The following is a 19,262-nucleotide window of genomic DNA, read 5'->3' as shown; positions in this document are numbered from 1 at the left end:
GCGCTCAGCATCGTTCAGGGGCGTTCGGGCTTGATGCTGGTGTCGGGCGAGCCTCGTGATCATGACCGTCCGGCTGGCGCCCTTGTACAGCGCCCGAGCCCTGCGTCCGCCCGTTCTCGGCCCTGAAGGGGCGTTCCGGGCGCCGGGGAGCAGAGCGGTAAACGGCCGAAGTTTGCTCGAGAACACCCATGCCTTCCAAGACGCTGACCTTCGTATTCGCCGCCGAGCGCGGTACGCCACGACCGCTGACAGAGCATCGTTGCAAGGCCGCGGTGCCCGTTGCGGGTAAGTACCGTGTGATCGATTTCACTCTCGCGAACTGCCTGCATTCGGGGCTGCGCCAGGTCTTGATCCTGAGCCAGTACAAATCGCACTCGCTGCACAAGCACCTGCGCAACGGCTGGTCGTTATTCAATGCCGAGCTCGGTGAGTTCATCACGGCCGTACCACCCCAGATGCGCTACGAGAGCGGTTGGTATCGTAATGCGATCGATGCATTGCGCCAGAACTGCTACCTGATCGAGCGCAGTCAGGCCGATACCGTCCTGTTGCTCGACGGCGGCTTGGTGTACCGGATGGATTATGCCGAGCTGATCCGGTTCCACCGCGAGCAGGGCGGCGGCCTGACCTGCGCATTGCGCCAGGCCGGTGTCGGGACGGCGAGCGGCGGTATCGAGGTCAAGCTCGACGAGGCCGATCGCATCCTCGGCCTATCCCCGCGGGGCGAGGGCGATGAACCCTATGCGTCGACCATGGGCGTGGTGCTGATCGACAAGGCGCTCTTGCTCGAGCAGATCGAGCGCCTGGCTGCCGTGACCGAGGTCGAGATGGAATCCGGGGTCGATCTGACCACGCAGTTCCTGACGCCGTTTCTCGAGGGCCGCATCGACACGCCCCTGCAACCCTCGGCCTATCGCTTCGGCGGTGAGCGCGGGCGGGTGACCCCGGATCGCTACTGGAGCGACCTCGGTTCCACCGATGCCTATTTTCGCGCCAACATGGACCTGTTGAAGGCCGAATCCCCGCTCGACCTCTATCAGGCCGACTGGAACATCCTGACCTATCAGGGACAGTATCCGCCGGCGCGCACCGTCCCCGGCCCGAGCTCCGGCAACGAGGGGATCTTCGTCAACTCGATGCTGGCGGCTGGTACGGTCATCCGTGGTGGCGGTGTGAGTCATTCGGTGCTCTACCCGCGGGTCGAGGTCGAGGATGGCGCCATCGTCGATGAAGCGATCCTATTCGAGGGCGTTCGCGTCGGCGCCAATGCCCGGGTGCGGCGCTGCATCTGTGATAAGGACGTCGTGATCCCGCCTGGTGCGAGGATCGGCGAGGATCGCCGCGCCGATGCCGAGCGTTTCGAGGTCTCGGACGACGGTATCGTGGTGATCCGCAAAGGGCGGTCGCTCTGAGGGGCTGATGACCGGAGCGAGCGGTGGATAGAGCCGTTGCGGCGAGCGTCGAGGCGCGCCCGGGTACCGATGACGCGATCAGGATGCTCTACGAGCGCCTGTTCGCAACCTACGGCGAACAGGGTTGGTGGCCGGCCGAAACCCCCTTCGAGGTGATGCTGGGTGCGATCTTGACCCAGAACACCGCCTGGACCAATGTCGAGCGGGCGTTGGGCCGCTTGAAGGACCGTATTGCGCTGGCGCCCGAGGCGCTGCTCGAGCTGGAGGAGGCGGCGCTCGCCGAGGCGATCCGCCCGTCCGGTTACTTCAACGTCAAGGCGCGGCGGCTGCGCGCGTTCTGCGATGCACTGCTCGCGGCGGGCGGCGAATCCGTGCTTGCGACCTGGGCGACCCCGCACCTGCGCGCATGGCTGCTAACAATCCCTGGGGTTGGTGCCGAGACTGCCGACGATATCCTGCTCTATGCGTTCGATCGCCCGGTGTTCGTGGTCGATGCCTACACGCGGCGGCTATTCCGGCGCATGGGCCTGCTCGATGGTGATGAGGGCTATGAGACCATTCGAGAGAGGGTCGAGCGCGCGATCGGGCCGGATAGCGTCAGCCTGAACGAGTACCACGCACTGATCGTTCGGCACGCCAAAGACTTGTGTCGCGCCCGTAAGCCGCAGTGCGGCCGCTGCTCTCTGAAGTCTGACTGTCTGATGCGAGAGGAGGGTTGACCTAGAACCGGCAAGTGGTCTCGCCGCCGTGCTCGATCCAACCGTGGATCATCTTCTTGGTCGTCATGCCGCTGGCACAACAGCCGTTGCGATCGATGCAGATGACGCCGCCGCGGCCGCGGACCTTGCGGGTGAGGTAGGCGAGTCCGTCGTCGACCGCTGAGCGGGCGTCGCTGTCACAGAACTCGATCCGATCGGCGATGGTCTTTGCGAAGACGGTTCGCATGAAGTCCTCACCAAATCCGGTGGCCGAGATGGCGCAGCTCTCATTGTCGGCATAGACACCGGCGCCGACGATCGGTGAGTCGCCGACCCGGCCCATGCGCTTGTTGACGATGCCACCGGTCGATGTGGCGGCGGCGAGGTTGCCATGACGGTCGCGCGCGACGGCCCCAATGGTCCCGTACTTCTGGTCCTCGCCGTCTTCGTCGTGATCGAGCATCATCCGGTGGTGAAGGCGTGCCTGTTCGAGCTGTTTGATCCGGTCTGGCGTGAAGAAGTAGTGGTCTGGTGTCAGCCGCACGTCGCAATGCCGCGCGAACTCGAGGGCGCCGTCGCCGAACAGCATCACGTGCTCACTGCCGTCCATGATCAGTCGCGCCAGCTGCACCGGGTTGGCGATATTGCTGATGCCGGCAACGGCGCCAGCAGAGAGGTCGCGGCCGTCCATGATGCCGGCGTCCATCTCGACCTTGCCGTTCTCGTTCAGTACCGAGCCGCATCCGGCGTTGAACAAGGGGTCGTCTTCGAGCTGCGAGGCGCAGCTCTCGACCGCTTCGATTGCGCTCGCACCACGCTCGAGGATGGCACGGCCGTGCTCGAGGATCACCCGCATGCTCTCGAGGTAGCGCACAGCGATGCGCTCGTCGGCTACATTGTCGAGCGCACCGGCGCCACCATGGATCATCAGGGAATAGGTATCGATCATGCGGATGTGCGTTCTTCAGAGGCGCTGGCCCAATGCCCGTTCCAGATGTTGCTGCTGATCTGGATCGCCTGCAAGGAGTACGAGCAGTTTTCCGACCAGCACGGGCCCCCAATTCACCAGGATGACGCCGGTGCCGGTGGCGGCGTCGAACTCGATGCCGCTCAGATCGATATCCGCGAGCATCCGGTGGCGGGTCGGGAAGGTGCGCGCGAGCCAATAATCGATGCCGAGCTTGCGGGCGATCATGGTCGGGTAGGAGGCCCCGTTCCACCGCGGGTTGCATTCAATCGCCAGATGTTTCGTGTCGGCGCGACCGTCGAGCACCGCGACATCGAAAGCGAACAGGCCGCGGATGCCTTGCTCGACGAGCCACTGCGCCATCGGGTCGACCTGTTCCCAAGGCGGCGCTGGGACAGGATGCCGATTGCCCTGGTGAACGCAGCCGTCGAGCACCTGCTCAGTGGCGGCAACGCGAGCGGCTTGGCCGTCGGTCGCCTCGTACTGGAGGTTCAGAAACGAGTCGGTCAGGACCTCCTGCTGGATCTGGACGGGGACTCCGGGATCGAAGGCCGTGATTGCAGCGCGAAGCTGTTGCGGCCCCTCGCAGCGATAGATGCCGACGCCGGAGACCGAGACCGCGGCCTTGAGATAGCAGGGATAGGGCGCCGCGTCGACTGCGTTGTTGTCGATTGAGCCAACCCTGTCGAAACAGAGGGTCTTCGGCACCGGTACCCCGAGATTGTCGGCCAAGTCCATGAAGCGATTCTTGGAATTGATATAGTCGACGGTCTGATGCCAGCGTTCGTCCGGGCGCACGCGTTGCTCTGCAGCGCCGAAGAAGAAGACCGACGGCTCATGCTCCGGGTAGGCCGAGAGCTGATGGGTGCCGACGTCCCAGATGACGTTCGTGCTATAGGAGAGGCCGATCCGATCATAGTGGCTGCAGATGCCGTCCCATTGTGGGCGCAGGTCCGGGTGCAGCTGGATCAGGTCATCGGGCTCGCTGACGCCAAGCGCGCGCCCGGAGTACAGATGGTTTCCGAGCACCCCCTCGGCCGTACAGCCCATGATGTCGTGGTTCAGGATGCGCGGGGCCCGCTCCGTCGGTGCGAAGGCGGCAGGATTCCTGTCCATTGCCGGGGCCGGTTTCGGATTGCTGGTCGCCTCACCCATGCTGGAACGCCCTGGTCGCGCCGGTCGTGGCCTGATATCCGGCTGCATATGCAAAGGCTAGGCCAGCCGAATCGGTCGCGCAGCGCCGATTGACTGGGAGGATATTGCCCTGTGCTGGTGCGCACTGGGATGTCACTGCGTCATTGTCGGGCCTTGATGGAGAGATCCCGCGACGGAGAGAGTCCGCATTGCGCCCGACCGGTTGCCGAGGAGGTTGAGCCGCCCTTAACCCTTGTCCTGTCCGGCCTGCGCTTGCTTCAGCTTGGGCTCGATGAAGGTGCGGCGGAAGCGGTGACAGGTATCGATCAGCTCGCGGCAGCTCTTCGGCATCGGGGTGCGCGCCCTCACCATATGGCAAACGAGCGCGGCGCTCGATTTGAGGATGCGAGCCCCTTCTTGGGCCTCGTGGATCTCGGCGGGTGAGGGGGCCGGTGAAACACGCGGTTGGATGTTCCGCATCCGATCGCCAGCGACGACGAACGCCGGCCAGACCTGGAAGATCGCTGGATCGGTGCGGAGGATCTCGCATTTGCGCTTGGCCGACTCGCCGAGCTCGGCCAGCAAGGGTGCGAGATCGCTGACCTGGGTGCTGCCCTCGAAGGTCGTGGTGATGGTGGCGGTGATGCGGTCGATCTCGCGCATCGTCATCGCGATCTTCAGATAACGACTCTCGTAGAATGCAGCGATCGGCTGGCTGAAGGCCTTGAATGGTTCGCCCCAAAGCTCGTCGATGCCTTCATCACCGCCGCGATGCCGCACCATATGACCGAGGTCGAGCGCCTCCAGCAGATAGTCGCCGCATTCGCGCATCAGGGCATCGTCCGGCTCGATCTCGACGCCGTCGGCCTGCAGTTCGACAAGCTTCGTGAAGATCGTCGTCGCGCGGTTGAACAGTGCCCCGGCCAGCATGGCACCATTGACGCGCTTGCGCTCCGGATTGGTTTCCGCCTCGTAAGCAGCGCGCGCCTCGGCAAGGCGGATGCCCGGGATATTGATACCGTGCTCGACATGGTTGAACAGTCGGCGCGTCAGGGCCTCGATCAAGGCCTTCTTTGCCGCCAGCGTCTCTGGAGGCGGCTCGTAGTACTTGATCCAGTAGCCGTCGTAATAGACGCAGCGCCGGCCCTGCACCTCGGCGATGGTGCCGTTTTCGATCGTGTCGCTCATCGTGCGTGTGTTGCGCTGGGCGTCGAGGGGCGTTGCCCGCTTGCGCGACTTGGTCGTGAGTCGGTTACAGTTGCGAGCGGACGCGATGGTGGCTCGGCTGCGCGATTAGGGCAGCAGGAGTCTAGCCTCTATGATGAAGGGCGAAGTATCGCAGCATCGTTGCCCTATCTGCCAGTGAGCACCGTCACATCGGCGATTGTTCGCGCAGCGCCTGTCACCCTGACCGCTTTGAGGAGGCTACACAATGCGATGGCCGCTCACTCGACTTATCCTGTTGACGACCACGTTGATTGCGCTGCCGGCCGCCGAGGCCGAGGTTGCCGAGGCCAAGCCGGTGCCAGACCCCGGTTCCCTGACCAACGGTGCTTTGCCAACGCCGCCGGACACGCCGGTACCGAGCCGCAAGGCCCTGAAGGCATTGGTCGAGCGGATCGCGAACCAATACGGCGTCGAGATCGATCTGGTCGATGCCGTGGTACTGGCCGAATCCGCCTATGATCCGCATGCGGTCTCCCACGCCGGTGCGGTGGGCTTGATGCAGGTGATGCCCGAGACCGCGGCCGATTATGGGGTCGATTCGGTTGAGGCGCTGTTCGATCCGCAGACCAATGTTCGCACCGGTGTGCGCCATCTGAAGCGGCTGTTGGGGCAGTTCGGGATCGGTAAGGCCATCATGGCCTACAACGCCGGAGAAGGCGCATTGAGCCGCCACAACGGCTTCGTGACCTATCCTGAGACCCAACGCTATACCCATCGTGTGCTAACGAATTATCTGCGCCGGAAGGGGATCGAGCCCTACTCGGAGAAGGCTCGGGCGCTTGTCGGCGTCACGTTGACCCCGGCGATGGCCAGGGCCAGCGGCACTGGGCGCACGACCGGTCGGCGCATCCTTCCGTCCCGGCTGTTCCTGCGTACCCGGCCAACCTTGTCCGATCGTGCGCTCGATCCGGGTCTCCACAGCGTCGGCCCCAAGAGCAAGCCGATGTTCGAATTACGCCGACCGCAGCTGCGCTCGGCGAATTGACCCCGGATTCAGCGGCCGAGCTTCTCCTCGTATTCGTCACGGAAATAGCGCAGCGTGCTCATCACCGGGTTGGGCGCCGTTTGGCCGAGCCCGCAGAGGCTTGTGGCCTGGACGACCTCGCACAGCTCTTCGAGCAGGGCCAGGTCGGAGTGGCTGGCCTCCGATTTCGCGATCTTGTCCAACAAGGCATGCATCTGCTGGGTACCGGTGCGGCAGGGCACGCACTTGCCGCAGGATTCATCCATGCAGAACTCCATGAAGAAGCGTGCGACGTCGACCATGCTCGAGGTCTCGTCCATCACGATCATCCCACCCGAGCCCATCATGGTGCCAAGCGTCTTCAGGCTGTCGTAATCCACCGGGATATCGAGATGATCGGCCGGCACACAGCCGCCGGATGGGCCGCCGGTCTGCACCGCCTTGAACGCCTTGCCATCGGGGATGCCGCCACCGATGACCTCGATGATGTCGCGTAGGGTAGTGCCCATCGGCACCTCGATCAGCCCGGTGTTCTCGATCGTGCCGGCCAGTGCGAAGACCTTGGTGCCGGCCGAGCGCTCGGTGCCGATCGACGCGAACCAATCGCCGCCCTCGCTGACGATCGGGGCGACATTGGCATAGGTCTCGACGTTGTTGATCAGCGTGGGACGTCCGAACAGCCCGGACTCGGCCGGGTAGGGCGGGCGCGGACGGGGCTGGCCGCGGCCGCCCTCGATCGAGGCCATCAAGGCGGTCTCCTCACCGCAGACGAAGGCCCCGGCACCGAGGCGGATCTCGACATCGAAGTTGAACTGGGTCTCGCAGATATGATGGCCAAGGAAGCCCTGGCGCTTGGCCTTGCGGATCGCGTTCTTGAGCCGCTCGACGGCCAGCGGGTACTCGGCGCGCACATAGATATAGCCCTTGTCGGCGCCGATCGCATAGGCGGCGATCGCCATCCCCTCGAGCACCCGATGCGGGTCGGATTCCAGGATCGCCCGATCCATGAACGCGCCCGGATCGCCCTCATCGGCGTTGCAGATCACGTACTTCTGCTCGCCCGGCATCTTGGCCACCGTCGACCACTTGAGTCCGGTCGGATAGCCGCCGCCGCCGCGGCCGCGTAGGCCGCTGGTGGTGATCTCGGCGATCACATCGGCCGGGGTCATCTCGCTGAGGGCCTGAACCATCGCGCGGTAGCCGCCGACGGCGACGTAGCCCTTGAAGCTGTCCGGATCGACCACCCCGGCATGCTCGAGCACGATCTTCTTCTGGCGGCTGAAAAAAGGCAGGTCGTTCGGGCACTGCAGGCGCGCAACCGGTGCTGTGTCCACGCTGGCGAGGATGTCATGGGCGTCGTCGGCGGTGACGTCTCGGTAGATGGTCGAATCGGCGAGCTCGGCATCGCGTTCGCCGACCGTCACCAATGGGCCGGCCGAGCACAGCCCCATACAACCGACGCCCTTGACCCGACAGGTACCGCCCTTGGTGTCGCAGGCTGCGGTGAGGGCATCGAGTACGGGCTGGGCGCCAGACGACTGACAGCTAGCGGCCATGCAGACGCGGATCTCATGCTCGACGTCGGCGTTTTCGGCGCGGTAGCCTTCAGCCATGATCTCAAGATCATCGACGTTCATTCCGCTGCCTCCTGCTCGATGCGCTCGACCAGTTTATCGGTGCCGAGCTTGCCGATGACATTGCCGTCCAGCACCACCGCGGGTGCCAGCCCGCAGGCCCCGACGCAGCGGGCGGTCATCACCGAGAGCGCCTTGTCGTCGGTCGTCTCCCCGGGATTGACCCCGAAGCGCTGTTCGATGCCTTCGATCAGGGCGCCGGCGCCCTTGATATAGCAGGCGGTGCCGGTGCAGACGACGCAGGTATGGCGACCCTGCGGCTTGAGCATGAACAGGTGATAGAAGGTCGCGACGCCGTAGACCTTGCTCAGCGGCAGATCGAGTGAATCGGCGACGAAGGTCATGGCCTCGGTATCCAGGAACCCGAAGGCATCCTGAACGCTGTGCAGGGCCTCGATCAACGCATGCTCGGCGTAGCCATTACGCCGCATCGTCGCGTTGACCAGCTTCCAGCGCTTGTCGGAGCTGGGAAGTTCAGGTCGTTGTCTTTGCATGAAGTGGCCCCTTTGTTCGGCGGCTGGACGATCGGTCCGGGCATGGGCGGCTGTGGAAAGGGCTCCCATTAAACCCTGTCTGGCACTTGAGCTCCAAACGAAGAATCGATGACCATTGCCGGACCGGGGATATCCGTGCCCCTCAACAGCGCGGACGCGCCCGTCTATACTGGCGGCGCGCTCGTTCAACCCTGAGAACCGATGCGAGCCGACCACTTCCCGGCGCGAGTTTCACCTTATGGCCGACCTCGATCCTGACCCGGCTGCTGGCTCGGTCCAGCCAGCCCAGCCCGCGCGCCGACGCGGGATCTATCTGTTGCCGAACCTGTTTACGACCGCGGCCCTGTTCGCCGGCTTTTATGCGGTCTTGTCAGCCAATGGCGGACACTTTGAGGCTGCGGCCCTCGGCATCTTCGCGGCGATGGTGTTGGATGGTTTCGACGGTCGGGTCGCGCGGATGACCCATACTCAAAGTGATTTCGGCGCCGAGTATGACAGCCTTTCGGACATGGTGGCATTTGGCGTTGCGCCGGCCCTCGTCGCCTACGAGTGGGCGCTCTCAGGGCTTGGGAAGCTGGGCTGGCTTGCGGCCTTCATCTACACCGCTGCCGCGGCATTGCGCCTTGCGCGCTTCAACACCCAGGTTGGCATCAGCGACAAGCGCTGGTTCCAGGGCCTACCCAGCCCTTCCGCGGCGGCGATCATCGCCGGGATGATCTGGATCGGGACCGATAACGGTATCGCCGGAAATAGCGTGAGCCTGCTGGTTGCGGTCCTGACGGCGCTCTCTGGTCTGCTGATGGTGAGCAACTTCCGCTACCACAGCTTCAAGGTGCTCGACCTTCAGGGCCGTGTGCCCTTCATGGTGACCGTGCTCGTCATGCTGGGTTTCGCGCTGGTGGTGCTGGACCCGCCAGTACTGCTGTTTGTGATGTTCTTGGGCTATGCAGTCTCGGGGCCTGTGTTCACGCTGGCTCGTCGGCGTCAACGCCGGCGCCGTCGGGATCGCCGACGCGAGGCCTGATTTCCGGCCCGAAGCAGTTGGCCCGGAACGGTTGGCCCGGAACGGTTGGCCCGGAACGGTTGGCCCGGAACGGTTGGCCCGGAACGGTTGGCCCGGAACGGTTGGCCCGGGCTGCTTCTAACCTGAGCCGAACTACTACTTGACGAGGATGAGCTTGTCGTTGCGCGTCAGCAGCAGCGTGTAGCTGGCGTCGCCGTGCTCGATCACGACGCGACGCGCTCCTTGTAGCAGTTGGTTGCTCTGAACGCGGCGCTCCTGCGCGCCTGCCGGACTCCCTGGGACCTTATCCGATGATGGGGAATGCATGCGTGGGCTCATGGCTACCTCCGTTCGATGACAGAGCTTGAATCCTACGCATTATCATTTGTCATTGCAACAAAAATGAGAGTGAATCGCATTTCTTTGATCGTTTCCGGGTTTCTCGCCAGGACCCTGCCAGCTGCGGCGTCAGTCTCCACCGTCTTGCGATGAGGCCTGATCCCTGTCCGGGAGGGCAGGGGCCGGACGCTTTTCCCTGAAGATGGCCCGCCAAAGCAGCCACGGCATCGTGGTTTCTGTACTCAGTGCGTGGTCTGTACTCGGCCCGTGGATCGCTCCGGCTGGGCGGCCTTTCCATGCCTCTGCTGCGCTTCAAAGCGGTTGCTTATGAGAAGCGTTCTTAATAAAGTGATCACGAAAGGCGCCGCTCCTTGCCCGCTACCATCCGCCAGCCCGAGATCCAGCATGTTCAACGCATCCTTACCGTCACTGAAGAGATTGTCGCCACCACCTAGCCCCGCCCCGGTCGTCTTCCGGTCGCACGCAGCGGCGTCAGGCCCAGTTCAAGCCGAAGCGAGGAAAGCACAATGGGCGGGGCGGCCCAGATCGCCGCAAGCTTGGCCGGTACGGGTACGGCATCACATCTCCGGGCGCCTACGCCTGTCCGTGCCGGCCTTGTACGATGATCCCCATCTTGCGCGACGCTTGGTCGGGACACTCGAACTCGATCCTGCGATCGAGTCGGTACGTTCAGGCGTTTCTCGAGGCAGCATCATCATTCAGTACAGGCCGGCGACACTGAACGAAGCAGCCCTGCACAGGCGTGTCTCCGACTTGCTCGATGAACTGCTCAGCGCTGATGCTCCGACGGGTCCACCCAGGCATCGGCATCCGAGCACCCTCCGGCATCCCCGCCATGATGAATCCGTACGCCAGTTACCGGCAAGGAGAGGGCTGACCCTGACTTGGCCGCTCGCCGACCTGAGCCGGCAGCGAACAGCGGCCTCGAATCCGGGCCGCCGGCATCAGGATCGCGTGCATCCTGAGGTGGCTCCGGTCGAATCGAGCTGTTGGCTGTGCGACCTGAACCGGTACCTGACGAGCAGAATGATTCGGTTCTCGCTGCGCTGCTGGTGGCGCGAATGCGCCCGGCAGCGGGCTGGACTGACCCGCCTCTTGAAGGCCTTGCGGCCGGGCGACCTCTGGCAGCGCCTTCGTCAACCCGTGCGCGATATCGGTGTCGCCGGTTGATATCGGGTTGATACCGGGTTGCTCCGCCGCGGCCTGAATGTGCTGGTGCAATCGGCCGCAAGCCTGATGGTCGGCGGCGTCATCGCGCGCGATGCCCGAGAGGCGGGCACCGCGCATTGCCGGGGGAGAAGCCTGCTCAGGCCTTTTGCTCGGCGCTAGCGATCGCTGCGGTGTTGTAGCTCCGCTTCTGACGGAGGTATTTGTCGCCCTCGATCGCGATCAAGCTCGGCAGGAAGCAGGCAAGGATCAGCGGCCACCATTCGATCGGGAAATCCTCGGTCTTGAACCAGCTCGATGTCGCCGGGACGAAGGTCGGGATCAGGCGGATGGAGATGCTGGCGACGACTCCGGCCAATAGCCATCGATTACTGAAGGGGCTGAAGGTGAACACCGACCGATGGATCGAGCGCGCTGAGAAGACATAGCCAAAATGCGCGAACAGGATCGCCCAGAAGGCCGCCGTTTGGGCCTGCGTCAGCAGCAGCGGATCAACGACCTGACCATCGACGATCGCCGGAGACCCGAAATAGTGATAGACCAAGAAGCCGGGGATCGAGATGGCGGTGCCGATCAGGATCACGCGCTGAATGAACAGCAGGTCGATGATGTTGGCCTTCGCATCCCGCGGTGGCTGCGACAGCAGGCCGCGCTCCTTCGGCTCCATCATTAGCGGCAATGTCAGCAGCAGCGAATCGAGCAGGTTGATCCAGAGGATCTGGATCGGCTCGAGCACGAACCGCTCCCCAAAGATCGGAACGAATGCCGCCATCAGGATCGCGCCCATGATCAATAGGGCCTGAGCAGCATTCGTCGGCAGCGTGTAGAGGATCGCCTTCTGCAGGTTTCGCCAGGCGTGCCGACCCTCTTCGACCGCAGTGACGATGGTCGCGAAATTGTCGTCCGCGAGCACCATGTCGGCGGCTTGCCGGGCGACCTCGGTCCCTTCCCGACCCATTGCGACACCGATGTCGGCCTGCTTGAGCGCCGGGGCGTCGTTGACGCCGTCGCCCGTCATCGCCACGACATGGCCATTGGCTTGCAGCGCTTCGGCGATCTGCTGTTTGTGCTCCGGAGCGACGCGGGCAAACACCGAGACCTCTTCGACCTCCTGCTGTAAGGCGCGCTGATCGATCTCGTTCAGCTCGGTACCTGATAACACCCGGTGGGCTGGAATGCCCAGCTGCTTAGCAACGGCCTGCGCGGTCAACGGATGGTCTCCGGTGACCATGACGGTGCGAATCCCAGCCGATTTGCAGTTGGCGACCGCTTGGATGGCACTGTCCTTGGGCGGATCGATCATGCCCTGCAGCCCGGCGAAGCTGAGATCATGCAGATCCTGATGGAGTAGGTCGGCATGATCTGGCGCGACGCGCTTGAACGCGAAGCCGAGCGTCCGCAGCGCCTGCCGAGCGAAGCCTTTCGCGGCCTCGACGTATTCGTCACTCTGCAAGGGCTGCTCATTGCCCTGTGGATCGGTCGTCCGGGAGCACATCTCGAGGACGATCTCTGGCGCCCCTTTGACGAAGATGTAGCGCTCCCCGTTGCAATCGGCGAGCACTGCCATGTACTTCGTCGCCGAATCGAACGGGATCTCCTCGATACGCCGTACCTGGTCCTTGTTGAGATGCGCCTTGGCCCCAGCGATCATCAACGCGATCTCGGTCGGGTCACCGATACTCTTGCCCTCGTCGCTGAGGTGGGCGTTGTTGCAGAAGAAGCCGACCTCGAGCAGCCGCCGCAGTGATGGATTCGTGTCCGGATCGGTCCGGGCGCCGTCCCGGGAGAAATGGCCTGTTACGTCATATCCAACCCCTGAGACCTCGAAACCCTGTCCGGCCGTGAAGGCATTGGTGACCGTCATCCGGTTCTCGGTGAGCGTGCCGGTCTTGTCGGAGCAGATCACCGAGGTTGCGCCAAGCGTCTCGGCAGCGGGCAGATTGGAGACGATCGCGTTCTGCTTCGCCATCGCATTGCTTGATTTGGCCAGCACCGCTGTCACGAGCGCCGGGAGCATTTCCGGGATGGCCGCGACAATCAGCGAGATCGCGCCGAGGAGGCTGTACGAGATCGCGTAGCCGAGCATGATCCCAGACACGAAGTTCACCGCGCCGATACTCATGATCGCGATGATCAGCGTCTTGATGAAGCGGCCGAGCTTGCGCTGCAGCGGTGTCGCATGGGCCGCTGATGCCTTGACCATGCCGGCGATCTGACCGAATACGGTGTTGTCGCCGATCTCGACCACGACGGCCTTCGCCGTGCCCTGGGTCAGATAGGTCCCCGAGAACCCCATGTTCTTCTGATCGCCGGGAACCACATTCTCCCCTTCGATCAGGTCCGTGTTCTTGGTGACAGGCACCGATTCACCGGTCAGCGACGATTCGTCCACCTGGGCGTTGTGCAGCCGAATGAAGCGAACGTCAGCGGGGATCTTGTCTCCGCCTTCGAGCTCGACGATGTCGCCAGGCACCAGATCCTTCGATGGAATCCGCAGCAGCCCGCCATCCCGTCGCACCATGCATTCCGGGACCATCATGGACTTGAGCGCTTCGATCGCGTTCTCGGCCTTGCCTTCGAGGTAGTAGCCGACGCAGGCGTTGAGCACGACGACCGACAGGATGACCAGCGTGTCAGGGAGCAGGTGGGCGCCGAATACGGTCAGCATTCCTGTCACGATGGCTGTCGCGAGCAGGATCACAGACATCGGGTCCTTGAACTGCTTGAGGAATCGAAGCCATGCGGGCGTCTTCCTGACGCTGATGACGTTCTCGCCCGCGGTGGCTTGTCGTGTGGTTGCCTCGTTCGACGAAAGTCCTTGTTCATTCGTACCGAGAGCGGACATCACACCCTCGGGAGCAAGCTGGTACCAAAGCACGGACAGACCTCCAGGATAGACAAAACACATGCGAACGACGCGTTCGCATTGGTTGCAGTCTAGTTGGTCGGTCCCCTGGAATTCTGCGCGATCCTTCACGCTCTGCTGCCTCTAGGTTCGGCAAGGGCAGGAGGGGCGCTCGATGCGCGATCGTGCTCGGCGACTCTTACGCGGCCGCTGAAGGCCTGACGGTGGGGAAGGGCTTGCGCCAGCGGCTGCACGTTGGCGAACCGGCAGCGGTATGGTTTGAGGCGGCGCTTGGCTGGTGCAGCATCCATGCTGCTGACGGCTGTGAACGCCACTGAGGTCGCGGTATCAGCGACCGTGTTCGGGCCGCAGTTGCCGTGACCTCGACGGGCGAAAAGGCCCTATCAGAACGAGCGCCTAGCCTGCAGGAATACTGATATTGCTCGCTTGCTCGCCTGATCTTGATCTATGGGGGCTATCCTGGCAGGGCCTTTGTCTAGTCAACCGTACCGATATCCGTACAGACCCTTTTGGTTATCCTGCATCACTGCTGCCAGAATCAAAGGGGTCAGTGCTCGCATTAGGTTGGATGGCTCTAACGAGCTAGTGATATTTCTCGCAATCCGACTTGTCCTTGATTGCATCCAGGAAGACTGCGTCGTACCAAGGAACGTCTTTGTCACAGATATGGTGGAGGTTCACTGAGTTGGCATGGCCTTTGAAGAAGAGGGAGATTCCTACGACCACGACGGCAAACACAAACAAAAATAACAGTGATCTCATCAAGGTTTTCCTCATTAAGTGGCTGCGGGATAGTTGGTCTCGATCACACTGCACGCAGGAACTTAAAGCGCTCCTGCCCCTCCACGGCGACCTCCAGCGTGAGGGTAGCGAGGGCGGGAGGACCGGTCAACGCTAAGCTCGGTCAACGCTGAGCAACGATCTTCAAATAGGCACTCTTATAGCCATTCCGCCTGATCGCCGGACAGAATGCGCAGCAACAGACAGCACCGGTGGGCTCACCCTGTCCGAAAGTCAGGGCGGAGGGCTATAACCGAGAAGGGCCGTCGGTCAGCGGCTTCTCGGCCACGAGCAAGGTGACCGGCATCGCCGGGCGCCAGCCATCGAAGCCGCCGAGCGGGGCGGCCTGGGCCACCGAGAGGCGCGTCAGCTCGCCGCCGATGCGCGCGCGCAGGTCCACCAGTGCGGCCTCGCTCTGCAGGGTGACGGCGTTGGCGACGAGCCGCCCGCCCGGGCGCAATGCCTGCCAGCAGTGCTTGCTGACGCCGGCGGCGGTCAGGCCGCCGCCGATGAAGACCGCGTCCGGCGCGGGCAGGTCGGCGAGGGCCGCCGGTGCCTCGCCGGCGACGATGCGCAGCTCCGGCACACCGAGCCGCTCGCTGTTGCGCGCGATCAGCGCCCGGCGCGCGGCCTTGGGCTCGATCGCGATGGCGTGGCAGCCGGCCTCGGCGCGCATCCATTCGATACCGATCGAGCCGCAGCCGGCGCCGACGTCCCACAGCAGCTCCTCGGGCTGGGGCGCGAGGCGGGCGAGCGTCGCTGCGCGCACATCGCGCTTGGTGAGCTGACCATCGTGCGCGAAGGCGGCATCGGGGAGCCCGGCGCGCCGCGCCAGGCGCTGCTCACCGCGGCCGCGGCAGTCGATGGCGACCAGGTTCAGCGCCGCGCCCGGTGCCCGATCCCAGCCTTCGGCGTTCCCTTCGTGCTGGCGCTCGTGCGCGCCGCCGAGGCGCTCGAGCACCACCAGGCGGCTCGCGCCGAAGCCGCGCTCGCGCAGCAGCGCAGCGATCTGCGCCGGCGTCTCGGCATCGGCCGACATCACCAGCAGCCGGGCGCCAGGGGCCAGGTACAGATTGAGCCGGGCCAGCGCGCGGCCGTGCGCCGGCAGCACGCGCGTCGTCTGCAGTGCCCAGCCCAGGCGCGCCGCCGCCAACGACAATGACGAGGGTGCCGGGATGATCCGCAGCTCCGCGGCCGGGTAGTCGGCGGCGAGACGGCTGCCGACGCCATAGCACATCGGATCGCCGCTGGCGAGCACGCAGACGCGGCGGCCGCGCTGGGCGCGCAGCAGGGCATAGGCCTGCGAGAACGGGCTCGGCCAGGGTTGGCGTGCTTGCTCGGGGCGCGCCGGGACCATTCCCAGATGGCGCTCGCCGCCGACCAGCAGCTCGGCCGTGGCGATCGCGTCGCGCGCGGCCGCACCCAGACCGGCCAGCCCATCCTCGCCGATGCCGACGATGGTCAGCCAGGGCTCAGGGCTCATGGGCACCGGCCCGGCGCGGCGGTCGAGACCCTGGCCGAAGAACAGGGAGGGGCAGAGGTTATCGCGGTCATGGCGGGTCGCAAAGGTAAATGAAGGTAGAAAGGGAAGGTGTGTGGATCGCCAACGGGCGCCAGCAATGGATCGCACAGGCCAATGCACGCGGAGCGGACCGGGTAGCCGAATCCATGGCCCGCCGGTATATTGCCGTATCTGATCGCCATCCGCTCCGGTCGCGTCGGCTGCGGTGCCGCCTGGCTCCGCGGCCCTGGCCAGCAGCGCTGCGAGACCTCGCTGGCGTCGGATCGAATGGCGCGCATCCGAGCCATCGCGACGGCTCGCTGCGCCACCGTGCGTTGGCTTCGATGCGTCAGGCCAGACCGATCCGACGCGCACCGATCCGACGCGCACCGGAGCGAGCCCTTGAATCCGCCCGTCAGAGACCCGCCCATGCTCGACTACAACCGCGACGGGGCCGCGATCTATCGCGAATCCTTCGCCATCATCCGCGCCGAGGCCGACTTGGCACGCTTCCCCGCCGATCTGGAGTCCGTCGCGGTGCGTGTCGTCCATGCCTGCGGCATGCCCGATGCGGCCGACGCTCTGCTGTTCTCCGCCGAGGCCGGCCATGCCGGGCGCGCGGCGCTGGCCGCTGGCGCGGCGATCCTGTGCGACAGCCGCATGGTTGCCGAAGGCGTGATCCGCGCTCGCTTACCGGCTGAGAATCCGGTCCTCTGCACCCTTGATGATCCGCAGGTGCCGGCGCTGGCGGCGCAGCTCGGCAACACCCGCACCGCGGCCGCGCTGGAGCTGTGGCGAGCGTACCTGGCCGGCGCGGTGGTGGTCATCGGCAACGCCCCGACCGCGCTGTTTCGACTGCTGGAATTGCTCGATGCCGGCGCGCCGCGGCCGGCCTTGATCCTCGGTTTCCCGGTCGGCTTCGTCGGCGCCGCCGAGTCCAAGGCCGCGCTCGCCGAGGACAGTCGCGGCGTCCCTTATCTCACGCTGCGCGGACGGCGCGGCGGCAGCGCGATGGCAGCAGCGGCGGTCAACGCGCTGGCGCGGGAGGAGCGATGAACGCCCGCGCCGACCGCAAGGCGCAGGACCCGCGTCCGGGGCGGCTGATCGGGCTTGGCGTCGGCCCTGGCGACCCGGAGCTGATCACGGTCAAGGGCCTGCGCTATCTGCGCGCGGCGCCGGTGGTGGCCTACTATGCCGGGCCCCGCAAGCGCGGTAATGCCCTCGCCAGCGTTGAGCCCTGGCTGCAGCCCGAGCAGGAATTGCTGCCGCTGATCTATCCCATCACCGGCCGGCCGCCGCCGCCACCGTTCGACTACGAAGGGGTCATTCGCCGCTTCTACGATGATTGCGCCGGGCGCATCGCCGCCTACCTGAACGCCGGCCGGGACGTGGCCGCGCTGTGCGAGGGCGATCCGCTGTTCTACGGCTCCTTCATGTACCTGCACGACCGCCTGGCCGGGTGCTTCGAGACCGAGGTGGTGCCCGGCGTCTGCTCGGTGGTCGCGAGTGCCTCGGCGCTGAGCACGCCCCTGGTCTATCGCGACCAGACCCTGCGGGTGATCTCCGGCACCCTGCCGGAGGCCGAGCTCAAGCGCCAGCTCGCCGGCGCAGAGGCGGCGGCGATCATGAAGCTCGGCACCAACTTCGCCAAGGTGCGCGGCGTACTCGAGGCGCTTGGGCTGGCATCGCGTGCCCGTTATGTCGAGCGCGCGACCATGGCCGATGAATGCATCCGGCCGCTGAGCGAGATCGATCCGGCGACCGTGCCCTATTTCTCGATGGTGCTGCTGCCAGGCGAGCGCTGGCCCGGAGCTGGGGCGGACGCGTCTGCCAAAGAGGTAGAAGCGCAGGCGCAGCGCGCATGAGCGAGACGACGAACAGGTCCCACAGCGCGAACCACGGTACCGCATCCGCCAACGGGCGCGGCCGGCTTGCGGTGGTCGGTCTCGGGCCGGGCGGGCGCGAGTATCTGATTCCGCTGGTGCGCGAGGAGCTGGAGCGGGCGACCGACCTCATCGGCTATCAGACCTATCTCGCGCTGGCCGGGCCGTTTCGCCCCGAGCAGCGCGTGCACGGCTCCGACAACCGCGAGGAGATGGAGCGCGCCCGCCACGCCCTGCAGCTCGCCGCCGCCGGCCGCCGGGTGGTCGTCGTCTCCTCCGGCGATCCCGGCATCTTCGCGATGGCCGCGGCGGTGGTCGAGGCCGTGCATCGGCAAGTCGTGGCGGGCGTTGCGCCTGGCGGTGAGGCGCGGAGTGAGTCCAGTCGGGTGCCAGGTGGCGCATCGGGACAGGATCCCGCTGAGCCCGGCGCGGCGGAGAAGGCGATCGGCTCGGCAGCGGGTGGTCTAGCCGCGGACGATCACGCCGGGTCGGGACTTGCGGCAGATGTCCCTCAAGCGGATCGCATTGCAGAGGCCTGTGTTGCAGCCGGTGGTTCTGCCATCGAGCTGGTGATCCTGCCCGGCATCTCGGCGGCCCAGGCCGCGGCGGCCAGGGTCGGCGCGCCGCTCGGTCATGATTTCTGCACCCTGTCACTGTCGGACAATCTCAAGCCCTGGTCGCAGATCGAGCGGCGGCTCGCACTCGCCGCCGAGGCCGATCTGGTGCTCGCGCTCTACAACCCGCGCTCGCGCGCCCGGCCGCATCAGTTCCTCGACGCGCTCGCGATCCTGCGTCGATATCGAGCGCCGGAGACGCCGGTCGTGCTCGGCCGCGATGTCGGGCGTCCCGACGAAGCGATCCGGGTGCAACGCCTCGCCGACATCGACCCGGAGCAGGTCGATATGCGCACCGTGGTCATCATCGGCTCGTCGCAGACCCGTGCCGTTCCGCGCCGGGAGGGCGGGCATTGGGTCTATACGCCGCGCTGGTATCCGGGGGAGTTTGAAGGGTGAAGAGGGAAGAGGGAAGGGTGAAGGGTGAGGTCCAGCAATTCCCGCCATCCTCGGAGATGGCAGCTGACAAGACACGGAGACCGGCATTGAAGATCTCTGGACGCATGGACGCCTCGCTGCAGAGCAACGCTTTGATGAAGCTGGCTTGTTCTCCCCTCA

At 65.1% G+C, this 19,262-nt stretch carries 16 protein-coding genes; 8 read left to right on the top strand and 8 right to left on the bottom strand.

Annotated elements, in window-relative coordinates:
- Positions 1 to 188 precede the first annotated feature (188 nt).
- Complete coding sequence (locus tag CKO40_RS14485) at positions 189 to 1,412, top strand: glucose-1-phosphate adenylyltransferase family protein (protein WP_200346944.1); 1,224 nt, start codon at positions 189 to 191, stop codon at positions 1,410 to 1,412.
- Between the two features lie 83 nt (positions 1,413 to 1,495).
- Positions 1,496 to 2,131 (top strand): endonuclease III domain-containing protein, encoded by a 636-nt coding sequence (locus CKO40_RS14480; protein WP_200346982.1) that lies wholly within the window; start codon positions 1,496 to 1,498, stop codon positions 2,129 to 2,131.
- Position 2,132: 1 nt separating this feature from the next.
- On the opposite strand, the gene CKO40_RS14475 is transcribed toward CKO40_RS14480, so the two are convergent.
- The 3 genes from CKO40_RS14475 to CKO40_RS14465 all read right to left on the bottom strand — a co-directional run bounded on the left by CKO40_RS14475 (position 2,133) and on the right by CKO40_RS14465 (position 5,399).
- Positions 2,133 to 3,059 (bottom strand): isoaspartyl peptidase/L-asparaginase family protein, encoded by a 927-nt coding sequence (locus CKO40_RS14475; protein WP_242477057.1) that lies wholly within the window; start codon positions 3,057 to 3,059, stop codon positions 2,133 to 2,135.
- Positions 3,060 to 3,074: 15 nt separating this feature from the next.
- Positions 3,075 to 4,232 (bottom strand): ATP-grasp domain-containing protein, encoded by a 1,158-nt coding sequence (locus CKO40_RS14470; RefSeq protein WP_242477056.1) that lies wholly within the window; start codon positions 4,230 to 4,232, stop codon positions 3,075 to 3,077.
- A gap of 225 nt (positions 4,233 to 4,457) precedes the next feature.
- Positions 4,458 to 5,399: a hypothetical protein gene (locus CKO40_RS14465; protein ID WP_200346942.1), complete on the bottom strand. Its 942-nt coding sequence runs from the start codon at positions 5,397 to 5,399 to the stop codon at positions 4,458 to 4,460.
- Positions 5,400 to 5,643: 244 nt separating this feature from the next.
- Here CKO40_RS14465 and CKO40_RS14460 point away from each other — a divergent pair, with 244 nt between their 5' ends.
- Positions 5,644 to 6,423 (top strand): lytic transglycosylase domain-containing protein, encoded by a 780-nt coding sequence (locus CKO40_RS14460; RefSeq protein ID WP_200346941.1) that lies wholly within the window; start codon positions 5,644 to 5,646, stop codon positions 6,421 to 6,423.
- 8 nt (positions 6,424 to 6,431) lie between these two features.
- On the opposite strand, the gene nuoF is transcribed toward CKO40_RS14460, so the two are convergent.
- Together nuoF and hoxE are read right to left on the bottom strand one after the other, a co-directional pair.
- A complete protein-coding gene (gene nuoF, locus CKO40_RS14455) occupies positions 6,432 to 8,039 on the bottom strand; it encodes an NADH-quinone oxidoreductase subunit NuoF (protein ID WP_200346940.1) in 1,608 nt (535 codons plus the stop codon).
- Positions 8,036 to 8,530, bottom strand: coding sequence for a bidirectional hydrogenase complex protein HoxE (gene hoxE / locus CKO40_RS14450; RefSeq protein WP_200346939.1), 495 nt, complete (start codon positions 8,528 to 8,530; stop codon positions 8,036 to 8,038). The genes nuoF and hoxE overlap by 4 nt, the downstream gene beginning before the upstream one ends.
- Positions 8,531 to 8,768: 238 nt before the next feature.
- Here hoxE and pssA point away from each other — a divergent pair, with 238 nt between their 5' ends.
- Complete coding sequence (gene pssA / locus CKO40_RS14445) at positions 8,769 to 9,554, top strand: CDP-diacylglycerol--serine O-phosphatidyltransferase (protein ID WP_200346938.1); 786 nt, start codon at positions 8,769 to 8,771, stop codon at positions 9,552 to 9,554.
- Between the two features lie 135 nt (positions 9,555 to 9,689).
- Here the strand turns inward: pssA and hemP are convergent, their stop codons facing one another.
- The gene (gene hemP, locus CKO40_RS14440) at positions 9,690 to 9,872 is read right to left on the bottom strand and encodes a hemin uptake protein HemP (protein WP_200346937.1); all 183 of its coding nucleotides are present in this window, start codon (positions 9,870 to 9,872) and stop codon (positions 9,690 to 9,692) included.
- Between the two features lie 327 nt (positions 9,873 to 10,199).
- Here hemP and CKO40_RS25380 point away from each other — a divergent pair, with 327 nt between their 5' ends.
- Positions 10,200 to 11,063, top strand: a complete 864-nt coding sequence (locus tag CKO40_RS25380) for an HMA2 domain-containing protein (protein ID WP_420827384.1) — start codon at positions 10,200 to 10,202, stop codon at positions 11,061 to 11,063.
- Positions 11,064 to 11,199: 136 nt separating this feature from the next.
- On the opposite strand, the gene CKO40_RS14435 is transcribed toward CKO40_RS25380, so the two are convergent.
- Both CKO40_RS14435 and cbiE read right to left on the bottom strand, forming a co-directional pair.
- The gene (locus CKO40_RS14435) at positions 11,200 to 13,968 is read right to left on the bottom strand and encodes a cation-translocating P-type ATPase (RefSeq protein ID WP_207173662.1); all 2,769 of its coding nucleotides are present in this window, start codon (positions 13,966 to 13,968) and stop codon (positions 11,200 to 11,202) included.
- Between the two features lie 985 nt (positions 13,969 to 14,953).
- Entirely contained in the window at positions 14,954 to 16,189 is a 1,236-nt protein-coding gene (cbiE, locus tag CKO40_RS14430) for a precorrin-6y C5,15-methyltransferase (decarboxylating) subunit CbiE (protein WP_200346935.1), read from the bottom strand.
- A gap of 447 nt (positions 16,190 to 16,636) precedes the next feature.
- On the opposite strand from cbiE, the gene CKO40_RS14425 reads away from it, so the two are divergent.
- From CKO40_RS14425 to CKO40_RS14410, 3 genes are read left to right on the top strand one after another with little or no spacing between them, the layout of a single operon-like run.
- Entirely contained in the window at positions 16,637 to 17,263 is a 627-nt protein-coding gene (locus tag CKO40_RS14425; RefSeq protein WP_200346934.1) for a precorrin-8X methylmutase, read from the top strand.
- On the top strand, positions 17,260 to 18,072 hold the full coding sequence (locus CKO40_RS14420; RefSeq protein ID WP_200346933.1) for a precorrin-2 C(20)-methyltransferase: 813 nt from the start codon (positions 17,260 to 17,262) through the stop codon (positions 18,070 to 18,072). The genes CKO40_RS14425 and CKO40_RS14420 overlap by 4 nt, the downstream gene beginning before the upstream one ends.
- Positions 18,069 to 19,103: a precorrin-3B C(17)-methyltransferase gene (locus tag CKO40_RS14410; protein WP_242477054.1), complete on the top strand. Its 1,035-nt coding sequence runs from the start codon at positions 18,069 to 18,071 to the stop codon at positions 19,101 to 19,103. Before CKO40_RS14420 ends, CKO40_RS14410 begins: the two co-directional genes overlap by 4 nt.
- Positions 19,104 to 19,262: the final 159 nt, after the last annotated feature.

This window comes from Halochromatium glycolicum (assembly GCF_016584085.1).
GTDB classification, from domain to species: Bacteria; Pseudomonadota; Gammaproteobacteria; order Chromatiales; family Chromatiaceae; genus Lamprobacter; species Lamprobacter glycolicus.
The sequence above is the reverse complement of the archived record's forward strand: the minus strand, read 5'-3'. Positions and strand labels throughout refer to the sequence as shown.

Coding starts and splice junctions, on each gene's coding strand:
- CKO40_RS14485 (WP_200346944.1), top strand. CDS start 189: ATGCCTTCCAAGACGCTGACCTTCGTATTCGCCGCCGAGCGCGGTACG.
- CKO40_RS14480 (WP_200346982.1), top strand. CDS start 1,496: ATGCTCTACGAGCGCCTGTTCGCAACCTACGGCGAACAGGGTTGGTGG.
- CKO40_RS14475 (WP_242477057.1), bottom strand. CDS start 3,059: ATGATCGATACCTATTCCCTGATGATCCATGGTGGCGCCGGTGCGCTC.
- CKO40_RS14470 (WP_242477056.1), bottom strand. CDS start 4,232: ATGGGTGAGGCGACCAGCAATCCGAAACCGGCCCCGGCAATGGACAGG.
- CKO40_RS14465 (WP_200346942.1), bottom strand. CDS start 5,399: ATGAGCGACACGATCGAAAACGGCACCATCGCCGAGGTGCAGGGCCGG.
- CKO40_RS14460 (WP_200346941.1), top strand. CDS start 5,644: ATGCGATGGCCGCTCACTCGACTTATCCTGTTGACGACCACGTTGATT.
- nuoF (WP_200346940.1), bottom strand. CDS start 8,039: ATGAACGTCGATGATCTTGAGATCATGGCTGAAGGCTACCGCGCCGAA.
- hoxE (WP_200346939.1), bottom strand. CDS start 8,530: ATGCAAAGACAACGACCTGAACTTCCCAGCTCCGACAAGCGCTGGAAG.
- pssA (WP_200346938.1), top strand. CDS start 8,769: ATGGCCGACCTCGATCCTGACCCGGCTGCTGGCTCGGTCCAGCCAGCC.
- hemP (WP_200346937.1), bottom strand. CDS start 9,872: ATGAGCCCACGCATGCATTCCCCATCATCGGATAAGGTCCCAGGGAGT.
- CKO40_RS25380 (WP_420827384.1), top strand. CDS start 10,200: ATGAGAAGCGTTCTTAATAAAGTGATCACGAAAGGCGCCGCTCCTTGC.
- CKO40_RS14435 (WP_207173662.1), bottom strand. CDS start 13,968: ATGTGTTTTGTCTATCCTGGAGGTCTGTCCGTGCTTTGGTACCAGCTT.
- cbiE (WP_200346935.1), bottom strand. CDS start 16,189: ATGAGCCCTGAGCCCTGGCTGACCATCGTCGGCATCGGCGAGGATGGG.
- CKO40_RS14425 (WP_200346934.1), top strand. CDS start 16,637: ATGCTCGACTACAACCGCGACGGGGCCGCGATCTATCGCGAATCCTTC.
- CKO40_RS14420 (WP_200346933.1), top strand. CDS start 17,260: ATGAACGCCCGCGCCGACCGCAAGGCGCAGGACCCGCGTCCGGGGCGG.
- CKO40_RS14410 (WP_242477054.1), top strand. CDS start 18,069: ATGAGCGAGACGACGAACAGGTCCCACAGCGCGAACCACGGTACCGCA.